The following is a 23,393-nucleotide window of genomic DNA, read 5'->3' as shown; positions in this document are numbered from 1 at the left end:
CTCCGGGCTTTCGTTCTGTTCTTGCGTTTCCGACTCTATCAGAGTCTTTCGCGCTCGCTTTCCAGGTTCTTCGCTTTCGCGTTTCCCCTTTCCGGCGGTTCCGACTCTATCAGACTTCTTTTCCCTGTCGTTTCCGACTGGATTGGAATTCCAATGGCCTTCGGAGGGCCTTTCCCTTTCGGGCGGATCAGACTTTATCAGGTTTCCCCGGTCTGGTAATCCCACCCGCTCGCGCTCGGATCCGGGCGCACGTGTGTGCTCGGGTCCGTGCGAGGTGGAGACGTAAACGTACTGGAGCGGGGCCCCCGGATGCAAATCCGGGGGCCCCGCTCCCGTGTGGTCACCGCGAACGGCGAGGTCGGCGAGGTCAGACCTCGACGACGACCGGGAGGATCATCGGGCGGCGGCGGTAGCCGTCCGAGACCCACTTGCCCATCGTGCGGCGGATGAGCTGCTGGATCTGGTGCGGTTCGGCGACACCGTCCGCGCCGGCGCGGGCGATGGCTTCCTCGATCTTCGGCAGGATCGCCGTGAAGGCGGAGTCCTCGATGCCGGAGCCGCGGGCCTGGATGTTCGGGCCGCTGACGACCTTGCCCGTGGTGCTGTCGACCACCACGAACACCGAGATGATGCCCTCGTCGCCGAGGATGCGGCGGTCCTTGAGGGAGGCCTCGGTGACGTCGCCGACCGAGAGGCCGTCCACGTACACGTAGCCGGCCTGGACCTTGCCGGAGATCCGGGCCTTGCCGTCGATCAGGTCGACGACCACGCCGTCCTCGGCGATGACGATGCGGTCCTTCGGGACGCCCGTCATGGCACCGAGCTCGGCGTTGGCGCGCAGGTGGCGCCATTCGCCGTGGACCGGCATCAGGTTCCGCGGCTTGCAGATGTTGTAGAAGTACAGCAGCTCGCCCGCGGAGGCGTGGCCGGAGACGTGCACCTTGGCGTTGCCCTTGTGCACGACGTTGGCGCCCCAGCGCGTCAGGCCGTTGATCACGCGGTAGACCGCGTTCTCGTTGCCCGGGATCAGGGACGACGCCAGGATCACGGTGTCGCCGGGGACGATCCGGATCTGGTGGTCGCGGTTGGCCATGCGGGACAGGGCGGCCATCGGCTCGCCCTGGGAGCCCGTACAGACCAGCACGACCTCGTCGTCCGGCAGGTCGTCGAGGGTCTTGACGTCGACGACGAGGCCGGCCGGGACCCGGAGGTAGCCCAGGTCGCGGGCGATGCCCATGTTGCGGACCATGGAACGCCCGACGAAGGCGACGCGGCGGCCGTACTCGTGGGCGGCGTCCAGGATCTGCTGGATGCGGTGCACGTGGCTCGCGAACGACGCCACGATGATCCGCTTCTGCGCGCTCGCGAAGACGCCGCGGATCGCGTTCGAGATGTCGCGCTCCGGCGGGACGAAGCCCGGGACCTCGGCGTTCGTGGAGTCCGAGAGCAGGAGGTCGATGCCCTCTTCGCTCAGACGTGCGAACGCGTGCAGGTCGGTGAGGCGGTTGTCCAGCGGGAGCTGGTCCATCTTGAAGTCACCGGTGCACACGACCATGCCGGCGCCGGTGCGGATGGCGACCGCCAGTGCGTCCGGGATGGAGTGGTTGACGGCGATGAACTCGCAGTCGAAGGGGCCCAGGTTCTCGCGCTCGCCCTCCTTCACCTCAAGGGTGTAGGGGCGGATGCGGTGCTCCTGGAGCTTGGCCTCGATGAGGGCCAGGGTCAGCTTGGAGCCGATCAGCGGGATGTCCGGCTTCTCCCGGAGGAGGTACGGGACGGCGCCGATGTGGTCCTCGTGACCGTGGGTGAGGACGATGCCCTCGATGTCGTCCAGGCGATCCCGGATGGACGTGAAGTCCGGCAGGATCAGGTCGATGCCCGGCTGCTCCTCCTCGGGGAAGAGGACGCCGCAGTCGACGATCAGCAGGCGACCGTCGAACTCGAAAACGGTCATGTTCCGGCCGATCTCACCGAGACCGCCCAGCGGGGTGACCCGGAGGCCGCCCTTCGGGAGCTTCGGCGGCGGGCCCAGTTCAGGGTGCGGATGGCTCAAAAGTCTCTCCTTCACCACGCGCGCCACGTACCCCTTGAGGCACGCGGCGCACGCGCATGTCATTCGTGCACTTGCTGTTTTGTCTGTTTCGTTCTTGCTTATTCAGTTGTGAAGTCTGTTGTCAGAGCTGTACCCCGCCCGCGGCAAGATCGATCTTGAGCTGCGCCGTCTCTTCGTCGCTGAGGCCGACGAGCGGGAGGCGCAGCGGGCCCGCGGGCAGGCCCTGCAGGTTCAGCGCGCCCTTGGTGGTCATCACACCCTGGGTACGGAACATGCCGGTGAAGACGGGCAGCAGCTTCTGGTGGATCTCGGTGGCCTTCTGCACGTCGCCGCCCAGGTGGGAGTCGAGCATCGCGCGCAGCTCCGGGGTGACCAGGTGGCCGACCACGGAGACGAAGCCGACCGCGCCGACCGACAGGAGCGGCAGGTTCAGCATGTCGTCGCCGGAGTACCAGGCCAGGCCGCTCTGCGCGATGGCCCAGCTGGCACGGCCGAGGTCGCCCTTGGCGTCCTTGTTGGCCACGATACGGGGGTGCTCGGCCAGCCTGACCAGGGTCTCGGTGTTGATCGGGACTCCGCTGCGGCCGGGGATGTCGTAGAGCATGACGGGCAGCCCGGTGGCATTCGCGATGGCCGTGAAGTGCTGGTAGAGGCCCTCCTGCGACGGCTTGCTGTAGTACGGGGTGACCGCGAGCAGGCCGTGGGCGCCGGTCCGCTCGGCCTGGCGCACCAGCTCCAGGGTGTGCCGGGTGTCGTTGGTGCCGATGCCGGCCACGACGTGGGCGCGGTCGCCGACCGCTTCGAGTACGGCTCGTACGAGGTCGTTTTTCTCCGCGTCGGTGGTCGTGGGTGACTCACCGGTGGTGCCGTTGATGATCAGGCCGTCGTTGCCTGCGTCCACCAGGTGGACGGCGAGCCGCTGCGCGCCGTCGAGGTCGAGTGCGCCATCAGCCGTGAACGGCGTGATCATGGCGGTGAGGACCCGCCCGAAGGGGGTCTGCGGAGTCGAGATCGGAGCCATGGGTAACACGCTACTCGCTGCCACGCTCGCGGTGTCCCCTCGGGGGACGTCAACACGGTGTTGGAGCCCGGCACTGCCTGCTCGGGGGTTCAAGCAGTGCCGGGTCCGTTTGATCAGCCTAGATGAACTTTACGAAACGCCGCAATACGGACACTTGGGACTTGTCTCCGCACATGTGTACGCCGTGCGTGCACCGGGCCTTACGGGGCAACGCGACCGTGGCCGCGGAGGGGCGCGGAAGCCGGTGGCGCGGGGTTGGCCCGCCCCCCGCTTCCCGCTCCCCTCGGCCTTCCTCCGCGGCGCGGGGAGCGGGGCAGCCGGACCGGCCGGGTGTGCGTCGCGGACGCGCCGGGGGTCACCCGTTCAGCTGACGGAACGCCATTGAATTTGGTTAATGTCCCGCATTCCGGCACCGATTGGACCGCCCGCTCGTCCTACTGAACGAATGCGTTCCATATCATCCACGCCGCCCCCAGGGGCCTGACCGTCAGGAGAGTCGCTCCCATGTTCCGCCGGCGCGAACCCGTCCCGTTCGCCTTCGTCGCCGAGGCCGACCGATTCCGCAGCAACGTCACTCCCCCGCCGCGCGAGAGCCTGAGCGCGTCCCAGATCGCCGCCCGTAGTCTGGTCGGACTGACCGTGGTGGCGGGGCTCGTCGGCTCGCTGCTCTTCGGGATGCCCGCGCTGCAGCCGTACAAGGCCACCGAGAAGGGGCAGCAGTCGGAGGCCTCCCAGGGGCGATAGCCTCACGGGCACAGCCCCATCGAACGTGCATGTGAGTGAGGTACAGCCGTGCCCCTGCCCTTTCTGACGGCCGACGGCGTCTTCGACGCTCACGAGGACGAAGCCCTCCCGCACGGGGATCCCGAACGCTGGCGGCGTCCGTACCGGCCCGGCCCCTGGCGGGTGGCCGGTGCGGCGGTGCTGCTGCTGGTCGCCGCCTTCATGCTGCTCGCGACAGTGATCATCGCCTTCGCGGGCACCACGGGCGGCGCGGCCGGCGCGGCGTTCGCCTCGCTCGCCGTGGCCGGCTCGGCGCTGCGCCTGCTGCGCACCGGCGTCTGGGTGAGCCCTTCGGGGCTGCGCCGGGTCGGCTTCTTCACCACCCGCTCGATCGCCTGGAGCGAGATCGAGGGGGTCCGGACGGTCCAGCAGCCGGTGCGCTGGCTGGGGCTGCCGAGGACCGTTCAGGGCCAGGCCCTGACGGTGGCCGGGCGCGGCGGCGCCGGGCTGCCGGTGCTGCTGACCGACCACAGCGCCGACTTCCTGGCCCGTGGCGAGGCCTTCGAGCGCGCCGCCGGCGAGGTCGAGGCGTGGGCCGAGGAGTACCGGGCCGTGCCCGCGTGACCTGGGCGGGAACCGGCCACGAGGGCCCGTACGGGGATCAGACCTGTACGGGCCCTTCGGGTACCCGGGGGCTCGCGTGCAGGGCGATCGCCCGCTGCATGGCCTTGCGGGCCCGGGGGGTGTCGCGGGCGTCGTGGTAGGCGACGGCGAGGCGGAACCAGCTGCGCCAGTCCCCCGGCGCATCCTCCGTCTCGGCCTTGCGGCGCGCGAAGACCTCGTCGGCGGAGTCCCGCAGGATCCGGCCGTACTGGTCGCGTTCCAGCTCGTCCACGGGCAGTGCGCCCTCGGCCTCCAGCTCGGCCGCGAGCTGGTTGGCCCGGGTGACGAAGCGGGTGTTCATCCAGAGGAACCAGATGCCGATGACCGGCAGGATCAGGACGGCCGCGCCGAAGGTGACGGTGAGCAAGGTGCCCTGCTGGAGCAGCATCACGCCCCGGCTGCCGACCAGGACGAAGTAGACGACCAGGACGGCGGCCGTGAGGAAGTACGTGATCTTCGCGCGCATGGGTGCTACCGCCTCATCAGCCGAGGTCGAGGAAGTTTTCCAGGCCGAAGGTGAGGCCCGGGGTCTGCGTCACGCGGCGCACGCCGAGCAGGATGCCCGGCATGAAGCTGCTGTGGTGCAGGGAGTCGTGACGGAGGGTCAGGGTCTCGCCCTCGGCGCCGAGCAGCACCTCCTGGTGGGCCAGCAGGCCGCGCAGGCGGACCGCGTGGACCGGGACGCCGTCGACGTCCGCGCCGCGGGCGCCGTCCAGCGCCGTGGCGGTGGCGTCGGGCTGCGCGCCGAGGCCGGCCTCGGCGCGGGCGGCCGCGATGAGCTGGGCCGTGCGGGTCGCCGTGCCGGAGGGCGCGTCGACCTTCTTCGGGTGGTGCAGCTCGACGACCTCGACGGACTCGAAGTAGCGGGCGGCCTGGGCGGCGAACTTCATGGTGAGGACGGCGCCGATGGAGAAGTTCGGGGCGATGAGCACCCCGGTCTCCGGGGAGCCGGCCAGCCAGGTGCGCAGCTGGGCGAGGCGGTCCTCGGTCCAGCCGGTGGTGCCGACCACGGCGTGGATGCCGTGGCGGACGAGGAAGTCGAGGTTCCCCATCACCGAGCCGGGGGTGGTCAGCTCGACCGCGACCTGGGCGCCGGCCTCGGCCAGCGTCTCCAGCTTGTCGCCCCGGCCGAGGGCGGCCACCAGCTCCATGTCCTCGGCGGCCTCGACCGCCTTGACGGCTTCGGAGCCGATGCGGCCCTGGGCGCCGAGAACTGCCACGCGCAGCTTGCTCATGTTGCTTCCTTCGTGTCCGTTCGGAACTAGGCGACCGCTTCGTCGAGGCGGGCGGCCTGCTTCTCCTTCAGCGGGCCGATCACCGCGAGCGAGGGCCGCTGGGCCAGTACATCGTGGGCGACGGCACGGACCTCGTCCGGGGTCACCTCGCCGATGCGGGCCAGCATGTCGTCGACCGACATCTGGTCGCCCCAGCACAGCTCGCTCTTGCCGATGCGGTTCATGATCGCGCCGGTGTCCTCCAGGCCGAGGACGGTGGAGCCGGAGAGCTGCCCGATGGCGCGCCGGATCTCCTCGTCGGTGAGTCCTTCGGTGGCGACCTTGTCGAGCTCGTCGCGGCAGATCCGCAGCACGTCGTGGACCTGGCTGGGACGGCAGCCCGCGTACACGCCGAAGAGGCCGGTGTCGGCGAAGCCCGAGGTGTACGAGTACACGCTGTAGGCCAGGCCGCGCTTCTCGCGGACCTCCTGGAAGAGCCGGGAGGACATGCCGCCGCCGAGGGCGGTGTTGAGCACGCCGAGGGCCCAGCGGCGGTCGTCGGTGCGGGCCAGGCCCGGCATGCCGAGGACGACGTGGGCCTGCTCGGTCTTGCGGCCCACGAGGTCGACGCGGCCGGCGGTGCGGATCCGCTTGCTGCCGGTGCGCGGGCCGACGGGTTCGGCGTCGGTGAGCTTCAGCGCGCCGGCCTTCTCGAAGGCCGCGCGGACCTGGCGTACGACCTTGGCGTGGTCGACGTTGCCCGCGGCGGCCACGACCAGTCGGGTCGGGTCGTAGTGCTTCTTCCAGAAGCGGCGGATCCGGTCGGCGCCGAGGGCGTTGATCGTGTCGACGGTGCCGAGGACGGGGCGGCCGAGCGGCGAGTCCCCGTACATGGTCTGCGCGAACAGGTCGTGGACCATGTCGCCCGGGTCGTCCTCGGTCATCGCGATCTCTTCGAGGATGACGCCGCGCTCGGCGTCCACGTCCTCCTCGCGGATCAGCGAGCCGGTGAGCATGTCGCAGACCACGTCGATGGCCAGCGGCAGGTCGGTGTCGAGCACCCGGGCGTAGTAGCAGGTGTACTCCTTCGCCGTGAAGGCGTTCATCTCGCCGCCGACCGCGTCGATCGCGGAGGAGATGTCGAGGGCGCTGCGCTGGGCGGTGCCCTTGAAGAGGAGGTGCTCCAGGTAGTGGGTGGCTCCGTTGAGCGCGGGCGTCTCGTCACGGGAGCCCACGTTCGCCCAGATGCCGAAGGTGGCGGAGCGGACGGAGGGCAGCGTCTCGGTGACGACGCGCAGGCCGCCGGGCAGGACGGTGCGCCGGACGGTGCCGATGCCGTCCTGCCCCTTGAGCAGGGTTTGGGTACGGGCGACGGCCCGCCCCTCGGAAGAGGGGCGGGCCGTCACACGGGAACTACGCGACATCACTTGTCGGAGTCGTCCTTGTCGGCGTCGGCGTCGGCGGTCTCGCCATCGATCACGGGGATCAGGGAGAGCTTGCCGCGCTGGTCGATCTCGGCGATCTCGACCTGGACCTTGGCGCCCACCGCGACGACGTCCTCGACGTTCTCCACGCGCTTGCCACCGGCGAGCTTGCGGATCTGCGAGATGTGCAGCAGGCCGTCCTTGCCGGGCATCAGGGAGACGAAGGCACCGAAGGTGGTGGTCTTGACGACCGTACCCAGGTACCGCTCGCCGACCTCCGGCATGGTCGGGTTGGCGATCGCGTTGATCGTGGCGCGGGCGGCCTCGGCGGCCGGGCCGTCGGAGGCACCGATGTAGATGGTGCCGTCGTCCTCGATCGTGATCTCGGCGCCGGTGTCCTCCTGGATCTGGTTGATCATCTTGCCCTTGGGGCCGATGACCTCACCGATCTTGTCCACCGGGATCTTGACGGTGATGATCCGCGGGGCGTTCGGGGACATCTCGTCCGGCGTGTCGATCGCTTCCATCATCACGTCGAGGATGTGGAGGCGGGCGTCGCGGGCCTGGGTCAGGGCCGCGGCCAGCACGGAGGCCGGGATGCCGTCGAGCTTGGTGTCGAGCTGGAGCGCGGTGACGAACTCCTTGGTGCCGGCGACCTTGAAGTCCATGTCGCCGAAGGCGTCCTCCGCACCGAGGATGTCGGTGAGGGCGACGTAGTGGGTCTTGCCGTCGATCTCCTGGGAGATCAGGCCCATGGCGATACCGGCGACGGGGGCCTTGAGGGGCACACCGGCGTTCAGCAGCGACATGGTGGAGGCGCAGACCGAGCCCATGGACGTCGAACCGTTGGAGCCGAGGGCCTCGGACACCTGGCGGATCGCGTAGGGGAACTCCTCGCGGGTCGGCAGGACCGGCACGATCGCGCGCTCGGCGAGCGCGCCGTGGCCGATCTCGCGGCGCTTGGGCGAACCCACGCGGCCGGTCTCGCCGACGGAGTACGGCGGGAAGTTGTAGTTGTGCATGTAGCGCTTGCGGGTCACCGGGGAGAGGGTGTCCAGCTGCTGCTCCATGCGGAGCATGTTGAGGGTGGTGACGCCCAGGATCTGGGTCTCGCCACGCTCGAACAGCGCCGAGCCGTGCACGCGCGGGATGGCCTCGACCTCGGCGGCGAGGGTACGGATGTCCGTGAGCCCGCGGCCGTCGATGCGGACCTTGTCCTTGATGACGCGCTCGCGCACCAGGGCCTTGGTCAGGCTGCGGTAGGCGGCGGAGATCTCCTTCTCGCGGCCCTCGAAGGCCGGGAGGAGCTTCTCGGCGGCGATCTCCTTGACGCGGTCCAGCTCGGCCTCGCGGTCCTGCTTGCCCGCGATGGTCAGCGCCTGGGTGAGGTCGCCCTTGACGGCGGCCGCGAGGGCCTCGTACACGTCGTCCTGGTAGTCCAGGAAGACCGGGAAGTCACCCTCGGGCTTCGCGGCCTTGGCGGCCAGGTCGGCCTGGGCCTTGCAGAGGACCTTGATGAACGGCTTCGCGGCCTCCAGGCCGGAGGCGACGATCTCCTCGGTCGGCGCCTCGGCGCCGCCCTTGACGAGGGCGATGGTCTTCTCGGTGGCCTCGGCCTCGACCATCATGATCGCGACGTCGCCGTCTTCGAGGGCGCGACCGGCGACGACCATGTCGAAGACGGCGTCCTCAAGCTCGGTGTGCGTCGGGAACGCCACCCACTGGCCGCGGATCAGCGCGACGCGGACGCCGCCGATCGGGCCGGAGAAGGGCAGGCCGGCCAGCTGGGTGGACGCGGACGCGGCGTTGATCGCGACGACGTCGTACAGGTGGTCGGGGTTGAGCGCCATGATCGTGGCGACGACCTGGATCTCGTTGCGCAGGCCCTTCTTGAAGGACGGGCGCAGCGGGCGGTCGATCAGGCGGCAGGTGAGGATCGCGTCCTCGGAGGGGCGGCCTTCGCGGCGGAAGAAGGAGCCGGGGATCTTGCCGGCCGCGTACTGGCGCTCCTCGACGTCCACCGTGAGGGGGAAGAAGTCGAGCTGGTCCTTGGGCTTCTTCGACGCGGTGGTCGCGGACAGCACCATCGTGTCGTCGTCCAGGTAGGCAACGGCGGAGCCGGCGGCCTGGCGGGCCAGACGGCCCGTCTCGAAGCGGATGGTGCGGGTGCCGAAGGAACCGTTGTCAATGACGGCCTCGGCGTAGTGGGTCTCGTTCTCCACTAGCGATATCTCCATTTTCGTCGTCTCCGTCCGTCACCCGTGTGGTGGCGGACGGTTGCGGAGAAGCGCTCCTGGCGTGCGGGCCGGTCTTCGATCGAAGCACCCGGTTCTGAGCCCCGTCGCGGGGCTTTCCGGATGCCACTACCGAGGACCGGCGGCGTAGGGAGGGCGCTCCTCCTCTTCTGTCGTGCGCTGTGTTCCAGACTACAAAGCGTCCGGTACCTCGCGCACGTACGGCAAAGGGAGCGGCCCCATCGATGTGGGAACCGCTCCCTTCACAGCGTCTTTACTTGGCGCCGGCCGCACCGCGACGGATGCCGAGGCGCTCGACCAGCGTACGGAAGCGCTGGATGTCCTTCTTGGCCAGGTACTGCAGCAGGCGGCGACGCTGGCCGACCAGGATCAGCAGACCACGACGGGAGTGGTGGTCGTGCTTGTGGGTCTTGAGGTGCTCGGTCAGGTCCGAGATGCGGCGGGACAGCATCGCGACCTGGACCTCGGGGGAGCCGGTGTCGCCCTCCTTGGCACCAAACTCTGCGATGAGCTGCTTCTTCGTTGCGGCGTCGAGCGGCACGCGTACTCCTCGTAATAGGTCTTCGTTGCCACCGAGTGCCCCAGGTCGAATTCTCTGGGGAGCTTCCGTTACTCGGGAGGCGGGGTCCGCTGAGCGCAGCCTCCAGAGGATCTCCGGGGGCGCGTACACAAACGGCCGTCACACAGCGTACCAGCCCGGCGGGTCGCGGCGTCTCAGCTGGTGAGCGAGCGGGCGCGGGCGTAGACGTCGAGCACGGCCAGGGCCAGCGGGACCAGACTGAGCAGGACCGCGGCCTCGGTGAGGTCGAGCAGGCGTCCCCAGAAGGGTGACAGACCCTTGCGGGGGATGACAAGCGCTATTGCGGCGAGGAGGGCCGCGCCGGCGGCGACGGCGGCGGAGAGCCAGATCGTACGGAGGTCCAGGCCGCCGCGGTCGTGGTAGCGCACCAGCTCGAACATCAGATCGGCCGGCGGGTGGAGGGCGAGGCCCAGGATCAGCAGGGCGACGGCAGCCAGGCCGGCGGCGAGCGCGCAGGCCACCTGCGAGGTGTAGCGGAAGAGGCGGGCCCGCAGCAGCATCGCCAGTCCGGCGGCCAGGGCCAGCAGCCGGCCCCAGGTGTTGTCGGAGAAGCCGAGGACGGCGGCGGCGCCCACGACCACGGCGGCGCAGCCCCCGACCAGGCCGAGGAGCATCTCGTGGCCGCGGCGGGCCTGGGCGGCGATCTGCTCGGCGTCGAGCGGGGCGGCCGGGTCGTGGCCGGCCTCGCCGCCGGTGGTGCCGTCGGGGCCCTCGGCGTCCCGGCGCGGGGCGGCCTCGCGCTCCGGGGCCTCGTACGCGTCGACGGCGCTGCGCGGGGCCGCGTACCCGATGGGCAGCCGGGCGAAGCGGGCCGAGAGGCCGGGCAGGAAGGCGACGAGCCCGATGGCGACGGGGGCGCAGACGGCGGCGGCCGCGGTGGCCGACCCGTCGGCGGCGATGACGGCGAAGGTGGCGAAGGTGCCGGTGGCGGCGAGGAAGGTGGCCGCGACGAAGGGGGCGTCGCCGTGCGGGGTGAGCGCGACCAGGGCGACGGAGGCGACCAGCGCGCAGACGCAGCCGAGCAGGAACTGCAGCCGGCCCGGCCCCTGGCCCGCGCCGGCGGCGACGATGCCGGAGCCGGCGATCAGCAGGTGCGGCAGGGCGCCCAGGCCGAGGGCGACGGCGGAACCGCGGTCGCGGTAGACCCGGGCGCGCACTCCGGCGGCAGCGGTGAGCAGGAGGCCGACGGCCCCGGCGATGATCCCGGGCAGGCCGTGCATGTCGTGCCGGACGGGGTCGGCGTACCAGAGGACGAAGCCGAGCAGGACGAGCAGCAGCGCGGCTCCGGCCAGGCCGGCCCCGCGCAGCATGTCGTCGCTCCAGCGGTGCCGGTCGCGTACGACGGCCGCGGCGACGGCGTCGGAGACGTCGTCGAAGACGGCGGGCGGCAGGGACTCGGCGAAGGGGCGCAGGCTCAGCACCTCGCCGTCGAGGACCTGCTGGGCGGCGAGGGTGCGCGCGCCGTCGAGGACGGCGCCGGAGCGGCGTACGAGGTGGAAGCCGGTGGGGGCGCCGACGGGCTGGGTCTGGCCGGTGAGGCGCAGCAGCTCGGGGTACACGTCGGCGACGGCGATGTCCTCGGGGAGGGCGACGTCGATGCGGCTGTCGGGAGCCACGACGGTCACCCTGCAGAAACCCGTCGCCTCGGCCGTACTCACCTGTGTGACCCCCCTGGTTGGCGCCGGTGGCGGCGGCCGATTCGCGGATGCGCATACTGCGCGCGCCACCCTACCCGGCGGGAGTGCGACTGTCGGCAAGTAGGATCACCGGGCGCGGAGGAGACCCCCTCCGGGCCCGGGATTTGGGGGCGCCGGTTGCGATGTCCCGTCCGTTTTCGAGGGATTGATGCTCCGGTGAGCCAGATCGTCGTCAAACGCCCGCCCCGGTCCCTGCCGCCCGAAGTGCCTTCGGACGAGCTGAGGCTGGAGGCTCCGCCGGAACTTCCGCGGGGCCAGCAGGAGGGCATGCTGATGCAGCTCCTGCCGATGCTCGGCATGGGATCCTCCGTCGTCTTCTTCTTCATGCCGGGCGCCGCGCCGTTCATGCGCATCATGGGCGTGCTGATGCTGGTGTCGACGGTGGGCATGGTGATCGCCCAGCTGGTGCGCTTCCGGCGCGGTACGCAGGGGCAAATGGCGGACGTCCGCCGGGACTACCTCAAGTACCTGGCGCAGACGCGCCGTCAGGTGCGCCGGACCGCTCGGGCGCAGCGCGACGCGCAGCTGTACCTGCACCCGGCCCCCGAACAGCTGTGGTCGGTGGTGGCGGAGGGCTCGCGGCTGTGGGAACGGCGGGTCGGCGACGCGGACTTCGGGCAGGCCCGGCTGGGGCTGGGCGCGCAGCGCCTCGCGACGCCGCTGGTGGTGCCGGAGACGGCGCCGGTGGACGAGCTGGAGCCGCTGACGGCGGGCGCGATGCAGCGCTTCCTGAAGGTGCACTCCTCGCTGGACGGGCTGCCGGTGGCCATGTCGGTGCGGGCGTTCTACCACGTGACGGTGTCCGGCGAGCCGGAGTCGGCGCGCGGTACGGCGCGGGCGCTGGTGGCGCAGCTGACGACGCTGCACTCCCCGGAGGACCTGGTGGTGGCGGTGGTGGCCGCGCCGGGCGCGGCGGCGTCGTGGGACTGGGTGAAGTGGCTGCCGCACGCGCAGGTGCCCGGTCAGGTCGACGGGGCCGGTACGAAGCGGCTGTTCGGTGACGACCTGGCCGAGCTGGAGGGGCTGCTGGGCCCCCGGCTGGAGGGGCGGCCGCGGTTCAGCCGGGACGTGTCCCCGGTGCTGGACCAGCCGCACCTGGTGCTGGTGCTGGACGGCGGGATGGTGCCGCCGGACTCCGTGTTCGCGGCGGCCGAGGGCCTGCAGGGCGTGACGGTGGTCGAGGTGGTCGCGGGCGAGCTGGACGATCCGCGCGGGGGGCTGTCGGTCGTGGTCCGGCCGGGCCGGCTGCGCCTGGAGTCGGGTGCGGGCGTCGCGTACGAGGGCGTACCGGACACCCTGTCGCTGCCGGCGGCGGAGGCGCTGGCCAGGCAGCTGGCGCCGCTGCGCACGGGCGGCGGCGACGATGACGAACCGCTGCTGGCGAACCTGGACTTCACCGACCTGCTGAACCTGGGCGACGCGGCGGCCGTCGACGTGTCGCGCACCTGGCGGCCGCGTTCGGCCGGTGAGCGGCTGCGCGTGCCGATCGGCGTGGGCGAGGACGGCTCGCCGGTGATGCTGGACCTGAAGGAGGCCGCGCAGGAGGGCATGGGCCCGCACGGGCTGTGCGTGGGCGCGACGGGCTCGGGCAAGTCGGAGCTGCTGCGCACGCTGGTGCTGGGGCTGGCGGTCACGCACACCTCGGAGACGCTGAACTTCGTGCTCGCCGACTTCAAGGGCGGCGCGACCTTCACCGGCATGGGTCAGATGCCGCACGTCGCGGCGGTGATCACCAACCTGGCGGACGACCTGACGCTGGTCGACCGGATGGGCGACTCGATCCGCGGCGAGCTCCAGCGCCGGCAGGAGCTGCTGCGTTCGGCGGGCAACTACGCGAACATCCACGACTACGAGAAGGCCCGCGCGGCGGGCGCCCCGCTGGAGCCGCTGGCCTCGCTGGTGCTGGTCATCGACGAGTTCAGCGAGCTCTTGACGGCGAAGCCCGACTTCATCGACATGTTCATCCAGATCGGCCGCATCGGCCGTTCGCTGGGCGTGCACCTGCTGCTGGCCTCGCAGCGGCTGGAGGAGGGCAAGCTGCGCGGGCTGGACACGTACCTGTCGTACCGGATCGGTCTGCGGACCTTCTCGGCGGCGGAGTCGCGTACGGCGATCGGTGTGCCGGACGCGTACCACCTGCCCTCGGTGCCCGGTTCGGGCTACCTGAAGTTCGGTACGGACGAGATGACCCGCTTCAAGGCGGCGTACGTCTCGGGGACCTACCGTTCGGGCGGGCCGGAGCTGTCGGTGGGCCTGTTCCCGGTGGAGCGGCGGCCGGTGCTGTTCACGGCGGCGCCGGTGCCGGTGGTGTACGCGGCGCCGGACCCGGCGCACCTGGCGGCGCGGGCGGGCCGGGAGGACGACGCGCTCGCGGACACGGTGCTCGACGTGATCGTGGGCCGGCTGGAGGGGCAGGGCGTACCCGCCCACCAGGTGTGGCTGCCGCCGCTGGACCAGGCCCCGCCGCTGGACCAGCTGCTGCCGGCGCTGGCGACGGGCGCGGAGCGCGGGCTGCACGCGCAGGGCTACACGCGGCCCGGCGGGCTGATCGTTCCGCTGGGCCTGATCGACAAGCCCTTCGAGCAGCGGCGCGAGGTGCTGTACCGGGACTTCTCGGGCGCGGCGGGACACATGATGGTGGTCGGCGGTCCGCAGTCGGGCAAGTCGACGCTGATGCGGACGCTGATCTCCTCGTTCGCGCTCACGCACACCCCGCGCGAGGTGCAGTTCTACGCCCTGGACTTCGGCGGCGGCGGTCTGTCGTCGCTGGCGGACCTGCCGCACGTGGGCGGGATCGCCTCCCGGCTGGATCCGGAGCGGGTGCGGCGCACGGTCGCGGAGGTGGCGGGCGTGCTGACCCGCCGCGAGGAGTTCTTCCGGGCGAACGGCATCGACTCCATCGGCACCTACCGGCGGCGCCGCGCGGCGGGCGAGCTGCCCGGCGAGGCCTGGGGCGACGTGTTCCTGGTCGTCGACGGCTGGGGCGGTTTCCGCGGCGAGTACGAGGGCCTGGAGCAGGTGGTCACCGACATCGCGGCCCGCGGTCTGGGCTACGGCATCCACGTGGTGGTCACCGCGGCCCGGTACATGGAGGTGCGGGCGGCGCTGAAGGACCAGATGCTCAGCCGGCTGGAGCTGCGGCTCGGCGACGTCATGGACTCCGAGTTCGACCGGCGGGTGGCGGCCAACGTGCCGACCGGGATGCCGGGGCGAGGGCAGGTGCCGGAGAAGCTGCACTTCCTGGGCGCGCTGCCGCGCGTGGACGGCTCGCACGACGCGGAGAGCCTCTCGGAAGCCACGGCGGCCTTCGTGGCGGCGGTGCGCGCGGGCTGGCCGGGGCCGTCGGCTCCCGGCGTACGGCTGCTGCCGCGGCTGCTGCACGCGGACCAGCTGCCCAAGGGCGGGGAGTTCCCGGAGCGCGGGATCGCGATCGGCATCGACGAGACGGCGCTGGAGCCGGTGTTCGTCGACTTCGAGACGGACCCGTTCTTCATGATCTTCGGCGAGAGCGAGTCGGGCAAGACGAACCTGCTGCGGCTCATCGCCCGGCAGATCTCCGAGCGCTACACCCCGGACCAGGCGAAGCTGGTCGTGGGCGACTACCGGCGCGGGCTGCTCGGGGCGCTGCCGGAGGAGTACCTGCTGGAGTACGCGCCGATGGCGAGCTCCCTGCAGATGCACATGGAGGCGCTGGGCGGGGTGTTCTCCCGGCGCCAGCCGCCCACGGACGTCACACCGCAGCAGCTGCGGGACCGCAGCTGGTGGACGGGCCCGGACGTGTTCATCGTGATCGACGACTACGACCTGGTGGCCACCAGCCAGGGCAATCCGCTGGCGCAGCTGGTGGAGTTCCTGCCCTTCGCCCGGGACACCGGGGTGCGCTTCATCGTGGCGCGCAGTTCGGCGGGTGCCTCGCGCGCGCTGTACGAGCCGTTCATGCAGCGGTTCAAGGAGCTGGGCGCGCAGGGCGTGGTGCTGTCGGGTGATCCGTCCGAGGGCGATCTGCTCGGCACGGTCCGGCCGCGGCCGATGCCGCCGGGCCGGGGCTACTTCGTCTCGCGCCGGCGCGGCACCTCGCTGGTCCAGCTGGGCCGGATGCCGAACCCGTAGCGGCGGCCGTGCGCGCCCGGGGTTTTCCGGCGGAAAGGGCCCCCGGGGCGCGCGTTGTGCCGATAATCGGCAGCGAAGACCGAGCAGCACCGCACGACCGAGGGAAGGGCCGCACATGGGCACCCAGCAGGAGAAGGACGAGCTGTACGCGCTCGACATCAGTGGCGTCGAGTGGCAGGGGCCGCCCGGGACCAGCCCGGACGAGGAGCGGGTGGAGATCGCCCATCTGCCCGAGGGCGCGGTGGCGATGCGGTCCTCGCTGGACCGCGAGACGGTGCTGCGGTACACGGCCGCCGAGTGGGAGGCCTTCGTGCTCGGCGCCAGGGACGGCGAGTTCGACCTCACCTGAGGACGTCCGGCGTCCGTACGCGCGAAGGGGGCGCGCCCGGTGCGGGCGCGCCCCCTTCGTGTGTCCGCGTGTGCCGCCGGGCCCGGGCCCGCCGCGGCAGGGCTCAGAAGGCCTCGGTGAACAGGCGCGAGGCCTTCACGTCGGTGGCGCGGTAGTCGCCCTTGCCCTGCTCGATGATCCGGGCGACCTTCTCCAGCTCCTGCTGCATGTGGTCGGCGCGGCGGTGGTACTTCGTCTGGAGGTTGACGTACTCGGTGTGCGCCTCACCGTCCCAGGTGTCGGTGACGACCTTGACGGCCGCCTCCATCTCGCCGAGGTCCTTCAGGATGTTCTTCGAGACGACGCGGATGCGGTCCGCCATCTGCTGGACGGTCTCGTACCGTACCCGGGTGTGGCCGTCGTTGTTGCCCGACATGTGCTTCTCCTTCGCGCTGGTTGCTGGGACGACGCCCGGATCAGATGCCGTCGAGGCCGGAACGGCCGCTACCGCCACCGGCGCCGCCCGCGCTGACCGAGTTGAACGCGGCGCGCACCTCGTCGTCCTGGGCGTTCGTCAGGTTCTTGGTCTGCGAGACGGCGTGGTGCAGGACGCCCAGCAGACGGCGGATCTCGTCGTGGTCGACGTTGAGGTCCGACTGGGCCTTCGTGAAGCCCGACGCACCCACACCGGTCCAGCCCGCGCTGACGGTGGCCAGGATGTCGGCCAGCTCACGGGCCTGGGTGGTCACGGCATTGGCTGTCTCGGAAATCTTGTTGGCCGCCTTGACGACCGGATCGTCCGCAAGTCCGAAATTGGTTGTCATCCGAAGCTCCTCACTTCTCAATTCCCCGGCAGTACCGGGGGATCGCGCGGCGGAGCGGACCAGCGCGGCGCGGACCAAAGGTCACACGCGCCGCAATTCCCCCTCCGCTTCACGTGTCCCCCGATCACAGTCGTGAAGCCTTCGGCCACTCTAGTCAGTCGCGGTGACAGGCCCAACACCGGTGGCTCGCTTCGGCGATGAACCGTGACCGTTCACTGCAAACGGCGGCGCCGGGAACGGGCGTCGCGGACGACGGTCGCGGTGGCGGCGATCACCGCGATGAGCACGCCGCCGATGCCGAGCGCGTACGTGCCGATCCGCTCCTCGCGCTCCTGGGCCGTCTCGGCGAGTGCCATCTCGGCGGCGCGCGGGGCGGCCGCCGGGGGCGGGCCGGGGTCCGGGACGGGGGCGCGGGGCGGCTCGTCGTCCTGGGTGACGGCCCGGACCGGGTCCACCACGCCCCAGCCGACGTAGTCGTCGCGGCCGTTGACCGCGCGCTCGGCGGTGTTCTGGATCTGCCAGACCACCTCCTGCGGGGTCCACTGCGGGTGCTCGGCGCGCAGGAGGGCGGCGACGCCGGCGACGTAGGGCGCGGAGAAGCTGGTGCCGTTGTCGACGCACTGGCCGAAGCCGGGGACCGTGGAGACCATGTCGACGCCGGGCGCGGCGACGCCGATGAAGTCGCCGGGCTGGGAGAACGCGGCCCGTTCGTTGTTGCGGTCGGAGGAGGCCACGGCGAGGACGCCCGGGAAGGCCGCCGGATAGGTCCGGCGCTTCTCGCCGCTGAGGCCGTCGTTCCCGGCGGAGGCGACGACCACGGCCTTGGCGGCCAGGGCCCGCCCGACGGCCTTGCCGAGTTCGGAGTCGGCGGTCAGCGGGACGTCGGTGTCCTGGGAGATGTTGATCACCTGGGCGCCCTTGGCCACGGCGTGGTCGATGGCCTGGGCGAGGGTGGCCGCGTTGCCGTTGCCCTGGCCGTCGTTCTGCCGGATCGGGATGACGGTGGCCTCCGGGGCCAGGCCCACGAAGCCGGTGCCCGCCTGGGGGCGGGCCGCGATCAGTCCCGCGACCTTGGTGCCGTGGCCGACGGTGTCGTTCGTGCCGTCGCCGCCCTTGGGATCGAGGAAGTCCCGCCCGGCGCCGGTGTCGAGGGCGCCGGAGAGCTGCGGGTTGGCGCGGTCCACCCCGGTGTCGATGACGGCGACCCGTACGCCCTTGCCCTTCGTGCGCGCCCACAGCGCGTCGAGCATCAGCCGCTGGAGGGCCCAGGGGCGGTCGGCGATCTGCTTCTTCATGGGGAACGTGCACTCCCCCGCCCCGGCGAGCGCCAGCCCGTACGAGGACCCGTGCCCCGGGGGCGCGGCCGCCGCGGCGGGGCCGGCGCACACCGCGACGAGGGCGAACGCGGTGCTCACCAGCACGGCGCGGGAGGTCTGCGGCACGGAAGGTCTCCTCATGAACCCTGGGGCTGACGGGCCGAGTTGGTGTCCAGACGGGGCCCCTTGGAGAGGAACTCCGACCAGGCGATGGGCACCAGGGCCGGGACGACGCCGCCGTAGCCGAGCCGGATCTGCGCCTGGCTGGCCTCGGGACGGCCGTCCCCCGCCCCGCCGGGCGCCTGCGGGTCCGGCGCCCCGATCCCGGACCGGCCGGCGTCGCTGTCGCCGTTGGCCTGGACGGCGTAGCGCAGGCCGGTGTCGGTGACCAGGAACAGCGAGCCGCCGGCGGTGGTCTGGCGGCCCTGGACCTGGGTGTAGAGCAGGCCGGTACCGGGGGTGACGTACGAGCTGGTGCCGCTCGCGGCGATGTCGACGGGGAAGCCGGTCCCGGCCCAGGTGCTCAGGGTCTGGTTGCCCTGCCCGTCGACGGAGCGCAGCACGTTGCAGACGGTGTCGCGGCGTTCGGCGCCCTGCGGAGCGCCGGGGGTGTCGGCGACCCGGTTGACCTGCTGCCCGCGCGCCCGGGGCCAGCGGACGTCGTCCTTGAACGGGGAGGCGTCCGGGTTCAGGGACTGCAGGTCGGTCTCGTGGGCCTTGCCGTGCATGTTGAGGCTGTCGGTGGCGGGCGAGGAGATCAGCAGCCAGGCCACGAACTCCGAGACGGGCGCGACCCGGTCGGGCAGTACGACGTAGTGCTGCGTGCCGGAGCCGGTCTGGGCGGTCAGCACCATGCCGACCTTGGCGTCGGCGCCGGTCAGGCCCTGGACGGCGGCGTTCGCGCCCGGGGTGCCGGGCAGCTGCGGGAAGGCCAGGTCGTCGCCCGCGTTGAGGGTGGCCAGCCACTCCTCGGTGACCGGCTGCGGGGTGGCGCCGGTGCCGACCAGGGCGGTGGTGAGGGTCCCCGAGTCCGGCCTGCCCTCCGGGAAGCGGTACTTGGTGCCCGCCGCGTCGACGAGGTAGCGCTCCTTGGCTCCGCCCGTGCTCTGCACGTACAGCACCTGGCCGCCGGTGGTGCGGCGGCCGTCGTCGAGCAGCCCCGCCTCGCGGTCGGCGAGCACGAACGCGGCGGTCTGGACGCCCCGGCCGTTGCCGCCGGGCTGCTGGCAGACGGCCCAGCGCTTGGCCTTGCCGGCGTCCTGCTTGGCGGGCAGCCGGTCCGGGGCGTACGGGATGCCGATGATCGGGCCGCGCGGGGGCGTGCCCGCGTCGAGCACCTTGTCCTCGACCTGGACCACCTTGAACTTCTGCGGGTCGAGGAGGAGCCGCGCGGAGGCCAGGTTCAGCACCGGGTGCAGCCGGGTCTGGTCCTTGCCGCCGATCTTGGTGGTCAGTACCACGTACCGGGTCGTCGACTGCTTGCCGACGATGACGGCGGTACCGGGCTCCGCCCAGCCCTTGGGCGCCTGCGGTTTGAACATGCCCCAGGCCCCGAAGCCGGCCAGCACCAGCGCTCCGATCACCACGGAGGGGACGACGGCGCGCAGCGGCCGGGGGGCGCCCTCCTCGGAGCCGGTGGCCGACGGCTGGAGGAACGCGGCCACCGTCCGCCGCTTCGCAAAGGTGTACGCGTTGAGCTCATCACGTCGTGATGCCATGACCGCCTGCTTCTCCCCGCCCGGCCCGGTCGGTGGGGCCGCTCCCCGGGCCTTCGTTGTCGGACCGGGGACCTACTATGCCTCTTGACGGAGGGTCGGCGGGGTGCGGGTAGGCTGGAGCAGCCGCTCAACTCCCTCCGACTCCTTCCGGACCGGGTCAATCAGGGCTTGCTGGGGTGGATCGGGAAGGTTCCGGAGCCGGGCGGCGGCTGCCGCGCAGCGCCGGGAACCGCCGGGTCCGCCCCCGAGAGGGGGAGGTGCGCGATGACTGCCACCGCGACGGAGCCGCGGGCGGCCGCGGACGCGTCCGCGCGCGGCGGTGTGACGCCGCAGCCGAGGTCGGGTCCGGGCCGTTTCGGACCGTTCCGACTGCAACAGCTCGTCCTCCTCCAACTCGCCGCGGGCGCGCTGCTCGTGGCCTGGGTGGTGGAGCCGATGCTGCTCGTGCCCGCCGGTGTCCTGGCGACGGCCCTGGTGGTGCTGGCCCTGGTACGCCGCCACCAGCGCTCCCTGCCCGAGTGGATCGGCGGCGCGCTCGCGCTGCGCGCCCGGCGGCGCAGGGCCGCCGCGCTCGCGGTGCCCGCCGGGACCGAGCCGGGGCTGGCGCCGCTGGTCGAGGCCGATCCGGCGCTGCGGACCCTGACGTTCAGCGACCGGGACCGGCGTCCGGTGGGGATGGTCGGCGACGGCACCTTCCTGACGGCCGTGGTCCAGGTGGACACCGACGCCACCGCGCTGCGGCCCGACCGGGCGGAGCGGCCGCTGCCGCTGTCCGTCGTACGGGACGTCCTCGACGTGGACGGGATCCGGCTGGAGTCGGCGCAGCTGGTGCAGCACACCCAGCCCGCGCCGGCCCCGCACCTGCCGGAGCGGTCGATGGCGGCCCTCAACTACGCCCCGCTCCAGGCGCGGACGGGTGCGCCGGCGGTCCGGCTCACCTGGATCGCCCTCAAGCTCGACCCCGAGCTGTGCCCGGAGGCCGTCGCCGCGCGCGGGGGCGGTCTGGCGGGGGCGCAGCGCTGCCTGGTCCGGGCGGCGGACCAGCTGGCGAGCCGGCTCTCCGGGGCCGGGTTCCGGGCCGCCGTGCTGACGGAGCAGGAGCTGACGGGCGTGCTGGCGACCTCCTCGTGCGCGAACCCGATGGCCATCACGCAGGCCGGGCGCGCGGCGAGCACGGGCCGGCGCACGGAGGAGACCCCGCGGGCCTGGCGCTGCGACGACCGGCGCCACACCACGTACTGGATATCGCGCTGGCCGCAGCTGGGCGGCGGCGGGGCCGGGCTGCCGCAGTTCGTGGCCCTGCTGACCTCGCTGCCGACGCTGGCGACGAACTTCAGCCTCACGATGGCCCCGGCCGAGCGGCAGGGTGTCACGCTGACCGGGCACGTACGGGTGACCGGGCGCAGCGACGAGGAGCTCGTCGCTGCCCGCCGGGAACTGGAGCGCACCGCGCGGGGCGTGCGGACGGGGCTGGTCCGGCTCGACCGGGAACAGGTGCCGGGGCTGCTGGCCTCGCTGCCGTTGGGAGGAGCGCGATGAGGGGCCCGTCACGGGGCGGTTTCGGACTGGTCGGCCCGCGCCGGGAGCGGCACGTGGTGGCGGCCGCCGATCTGGACGGGCTGGCGCTGCCCGTCGGGGACGACGGGGTCGTCATCGGCGTGGACGCGGAGGGCCGTCCGGCGGTGCTCGGCGTGAACCGTCCGACGCCGTACGAGGTCACCCTGATCGGCGGCCTGTGGACGGCCCAGGTGCTGGCCCTGCGGGCCGCCGCCACCGGGGCCCGGGTCGTGGTGGAGACCGGGCGCGGGCAGGTGTGGTCCGGACTGGCGCAGGCGGCCGGGGGCGGGCAGCAGTGCGTGACCCTGCACGACGTGGGCCGGGTGCCGCCGCAGGGCGCGTCGGCGGGCAGTCCGGTGCTGGTGGTCCGGGACTGCGGCATGCGGCCGCCCCGGGGGCGGGTGGTGGCGGGGCCGTGGCAGTCGGTGCTGACCCTGCTGCCGTACCTGAGCCCGACGGCCCCGCGGCTGCTGCGGAACTCCTCGCTGGTCGGGGTCCAGCGGGTCTCCCCCGACGAGGCGGACCGGATCGGCACCCTGATGGGCCTCCCGCGCGCGGCGGTGGAGTCCCTGCCGACCCTGGGGGACGGGGTGACCCTGTGGTGCACGCGGGGGGACCGCAAGTTCGTGATGACCCAGGGCACGGAGACGGAGACGGGGCTGCTGGGCGCGGCGCGGCGGATCGACTGAGGGGGTCCGGCTGGGGTGGTCGGGCGGTTCGGGCGGCGCGGTGCCGTGACGCTGGTGGCGGTTGTGGGTGGTGCCTGCGGTCGGCCGACCCGGTGGGCCGCGTGCGGACGGTGCTGTGCCCCGGCCCGGGCCGGGTGCCGCGGTGGGGGTTGCCGGGTGCGGTGCCGGGCAGGTCTGCGGGGCGGGCGTGCGCGGCGCGGTGGCCGGGGCGGCGCCGAGCCGGGTGCGGTCGGGTGCCGGTGAGGGTGGCCATGCGCGGTGGCCGGGTCGGGCGCCGGTGGGGTGGTCGTGCGCCATGACGGTTGCTCAGGGGCCGGGTGGCCTGTAGGCAGGAGTGCGGGGGCGCGACCTCGGGGCTTTCGGGGTGCGGGGCGCGATTAGGCTGAGCGAGGGCGCGGCGTCGAGGTGGGCGCCCGACCGTGTTCGACAGACCAGGAGGACCAGTGAGCGGCGATCGGAACGAGAGGCGCGGCGGGACGTGGGACGTCCCGACGGACGATCAGTCCGACGCGGAGCCCGATGTGACGGGCGAGTTCACCATCGACTACACCCCGCCGGCCTGGTACACCCAGGGCACGCCCGCGCAGGCCGCACCGGTGGCGGGGGTCCCCGGGCTGCCCGAGGGCAGCGGCTTCGAGCCCCACCGCCCGTCGGACGTGGTGTCCCCGCCGACGATGCGCATCGCTCCGCCGGCCCCGCGCACCCCCTCCGACGCGCCGCCACCCTCCCCGGACCGGACTCCGGCGGACGCGGTGCCGCTTCCCTCGTCGGGGGACACGGCTCCGTCTCCGTTCCCGCCTGCGGGTGAGACGCCCGCGCCGTTCCCGGGTCCCGGACAGGCACCGGCTGACGCCCCGCCGACGTTCCCTAGCTCGTCCGGTGACGCGGCTTCGCCGTACCCGCCTGCGGGTGAGACCTCCACGGCGTTCCCCGGTCCCGGGCAGGGCTCGGCTGAGGTCCCGTCGCCCTCCCCGGCTCCGTCCGGTGAGCCCGCGCCGTCGTACCCGCCTGCGGGTGGGACGCCCGCGCCCTTCCCCGGTTCCGGACAGGCACCAGCTGACGCCCCACCGGCGCCCCCGGCCCCGTCCGGTGAGCCCGCGCCCTCGTACCCGCCCGCGGGTGGGACGCCCGCGCCCTTCCCCGGTTCCGGACCGGCACCGGCTGACGCCCCACCGGCCTCCCCGGCCCCGTCCGGTGAGCCCGCGCCGTCGTACCCGCCCG

The 23,393-nt window shown here is 72.4% G+C and carries 19 protein-coding genes and 1 pseudogene; 7 read left to right on the top strand and 13 right to left on the bottom strand.

Annotation, left to right across the window (positions count from 1 at the left end):
• Positions 1-367 precede the first annotated feature (367 nt).
• A complete protein-coding gene (locus ACZ6ZT_RS26150) occupies positions 368-2,053 on the bottom strand; it encodes a ribonuclease J (protein WP_469722355.1) in 1,686 nt (561 codons plus the stop codon).
• Positions 2,054-2,174: 121 nt separating this feature from the next.
• Positions 2,175-3,074 carry a 4-hydroxy-tetrahydrodipicolinate synthase gene (gene dapA / locus ACZ6ZT_RS26145; protein WP_469722354.1) on the bottom strand — a complete coding sequence of 300 codons (900 nt, stop codon included), beginning with the start codon at positions 3,072-3,074 and terminating at the stop codon, positions 2,175-2,177.
• A 504-nt stretch (positions 3,075-3,578) separates the two neighbouring features.
• Here dapA and ACZ6ZT_RS26140 point away from each other — a divergent pair.
• Positions 3,579-3,818 carry a hypothetical protein gene (locus ACZ6ZT_RS26140; RefSeq protein WP_469722352.1) on the top strand — a complete coding sequence of 80 codons (240 nt, stop codon included), beginning with the start codon at positions 3,579-3,581 and terminating at the stop codon, positions 3,816-3,818.
• Between the two features lie 48 nt (positions 3,819-3,866).
• The gene (locus ACZ6ZT_RS26135) at positions 3,867-4,421 is read left to right on the top strand and encodes a PH domain-containing protein (RefSeq protein ID WP_469722351.1); all 555 of its coding nucleotides are present in this window, start codon (positions 3,867-3,869) and stop codon (positions 4,419-4,421) included.
• Between the two features lie 37 nt (positions 4,422-4,458).
• On the opposite strand, the gene ACZ6ZT_RS26130 is transcribed toward ACZ6ZT_RS26135, so the two are convergent.
• The 6 genes from ACZ6ZT_RS26130 to eccD all read right to left on the bottom strand — a co-directional run bounded on the left by ACZ6ZT_RS26130 (position 4,459) and on the right by eccD (position 11,591).
• The gene (locus tag ACZ6ZT_RS26130; protein ID WP_469722350.1) at positions 4,459-4,926 is read right to left on the bottom strand and encodes a hypothetical protein; all 468 of its coding nucleotides are present in this window, start codon (positions 4,924-4,926) and stop codon (positions 4,459-4,461) included.
• Between the two features lie 16 nt (positions 4,927-4,942).
• A complete protein-coding gene (gene dapB, locus ACZ6ZT_RS26125; protein WP_469722348.1) occupies positions 4,943-5,695 on the bottom strand; it encodes a 4-hydroxy-tetrahydrodipicolinate reductase in 753 nt (250 codons plus the stop codon).
• Between the two features lie 26 nt (positions 5,696-5,721).
• The gene (locus tag ACZ6ZT_RS26120; RefSeq protein ID WP_469722347.1) at positions 5,722-7,101 is read right to left on the bottom strand and encodes a M16 family metallopeptidase; all 1,380 of its coding nucleotides are present in this window, start codon (positions 7,099-7,101) and stop codon (positions 5,722-5,724) included.
• Complete coding sequence (locus ACZ6ZT_RS26115; RefSeq protein ID WP_469722362.1) at positions 7,098-9,320, bottom strand: polyribonucleotide nucleotidyltransferase; 2,223 nt, start codon at positions 9,318-9,320, stop codon at positions 7,098-7,100. The genes ACZ6ZT_RS26120 and ACZ6ZT_RS26115 overlap by 4 nt, the downstream gene beginning before the upstream one ends.
• 286 nt (positions 9,321-9,606) lie before the next feature.
• Positions 9,607-9,894 carry a 30S ribosomal protein S15 gene (gene rpsO / locus ACZ6ZT_RS26110; RefSeq protein WP_008737721.1) on the bottom strand — a complete coding sequence of 96 codons (288 nt, stop codon included), beginning with the start codon at positions 9,892-9,894 and terminating at the stop codon, positions 9,607-9,609.
• A 173-nt stretch (positions 9,895-10,067) separates the two neighbouring features.
• Positions 10,068-11,591 (bottom strand): type VII secretion integral membrane protein EccD, encoded by a 1,524-nt coding sequence (gene eccD / locus ACZ6ZT_RS26105; protein WP_469722346.1) that lies wholly within the window; start codon positions 11,589-11,591, stop codon positions 10,068-10,070.
• Positions 11,592-11,786: 195 nt separating this feature from the next.
• On the opposite strand from eccD, the gene eccCa reads away from it, so the two are divergent.
• A complete protein-coding gene (eccCa, locus tag ACZ6ZT_RS26100) occupies positions 11,787-15,740 on the top strand; it encodes a type VII secretion protein EccCa (protein WP_469722345.1) in 3,954 nt (1,317 codons plus the stop codon).
• Between the two features lie 115 nt (positions 15,741-15,855).
• A complete protein-coding gene (locus ACZ6ZT_RS26095) occupies positions 15,856-16,089 on the top strand; it encodes a DUF397 domain-containing protein (protein ID WP_469722344.1) in 234 nt (77 codons plus the stop codon).
• Between the two features lie 103 nt (positions 16,090-16,192).
• Here ACZ6ZT_RS26095 and ACZ6ZT_RS26090 read toward each other — a convergent pair whose 3' ends face one another.
• From ACZ6ZT_RS26090 to eccB, 4 genes are all read right to left on the bottom strand, one after another.
• On the bottom strand, positions 16,193-16,504 hold the full coding sequence (locus ACZ6ZT_RS26090; RefSeq protein WP_469722343.1) for a WXG100 family type VII secretion target: 312 nt from the start codon (positions 16,502-16,504) through the stop codon (positions 16,193-16,195).
• Positions 16,505-16,544: 40 nt separating this feature from the next.
• Positions 16,545-16,892 carry a WXG100 family type VII secretion target gene (locus tag ACZ6ZT_RS26085; protein ID WP_469722342.1) on the bottom strand — a complete coding sequence of 116 codons (348 nt, stop codon included), beginning with the start codon at positions 16,890-16,892 and terminating at the stop codon, positions 16,545-16,547.
• A 212-nt stretch (positions 16,893-17,104) separates the two neighbouring features.
• Positions 17,105-18,334 (bottom strand): type VII secretion-associated serine protease mycosin, encoded by a 1,230-nt coding sequence (gene mycP, locus ACZ6ZT_RS26080; protein WP_469722341.1) that lies wholly within the window; start codon positions 18,332-18,334, stop codon positions 17,105-17,107.
• An 11-nt stretch (positions 18,335-18,345) separates the two neighbouring features.
• Complete coding sequence (eccB, locus tag ACZ6ZT_RS26075; RefSeq protein WP_469722340.1) at positions 18,346-19,926, bottom strand: type VII secretion protein EccB; 1,581 nt, start codon at positions 19,924-19,926, stop codon at positions 18,346-18,348.
• A 264-nt stretch (positions 19,927-20,190) separates the two neighbouring features.
• Between eccB and eccE the strand changes: the two genes are divergently transcribed.
• From eccE to ACZ6ZT_RS26060, 3 genes and pseudogenes are all read left to right on the top strand, one after another.
• Positions 20,191-21,465, top strand: a complete 1,275-nt coding sequence (gene eccE, locus ACZ6ZT_RS26070) for a type VII secretion protein EccE (protein WP_469722339.1) — start codon at positions 20,191-20,193, stop codon at positions 21,463-21,465.
• Complete coding sequence (locus ACZ6ZT_RS26065; protein WP_469722338.1) at positions 21,462-22,172, top strand: hypothetical protein; 711 nt, start codon at positions 21,462-21,464, stop codon at positions 22,170-22,172. Before eccE ends, ACZ6ZT_RS26065 begins: the two co-directional genes overlap by 4 nt.
• Positions 22,173-22,591: 419 nt before the next feature.
• Positions 22,592-22,693: pseudogene (locus tag ACZ6ZT_RS26060) on the top strand (hypothetical protein); the annotation flags it as partial.
• 23 nt (positions 22,694-22,716) lie between these two features.
• Here the strand turns inward: ACZ6ZT_RS26060 and ACZ6ZT_RS26055 are convergent.
• Positions 22,717-22,950 carry a hypothetical protein gene (locus tag ACZ6ZT_RS26055; protein ID WP_469722337.1) on the bottom strand — a complete coding sequence of 78 codons (234 nt, stop codon included), beginning with the start codon at positions 22,948-22,950 and terminating at the stop codon, positions 22,717-22,719.
• Positions 22,951-23,393 lie beyond the last annotated feature (443 nt).

The organism is Streptomyces sp. NPDC102258 (assembly GCF_055584685.1).
Note: the sequence above shows the minus strand (reverse complement) of the source record. Positions and strands in the feature narration are given on the sequence as shown.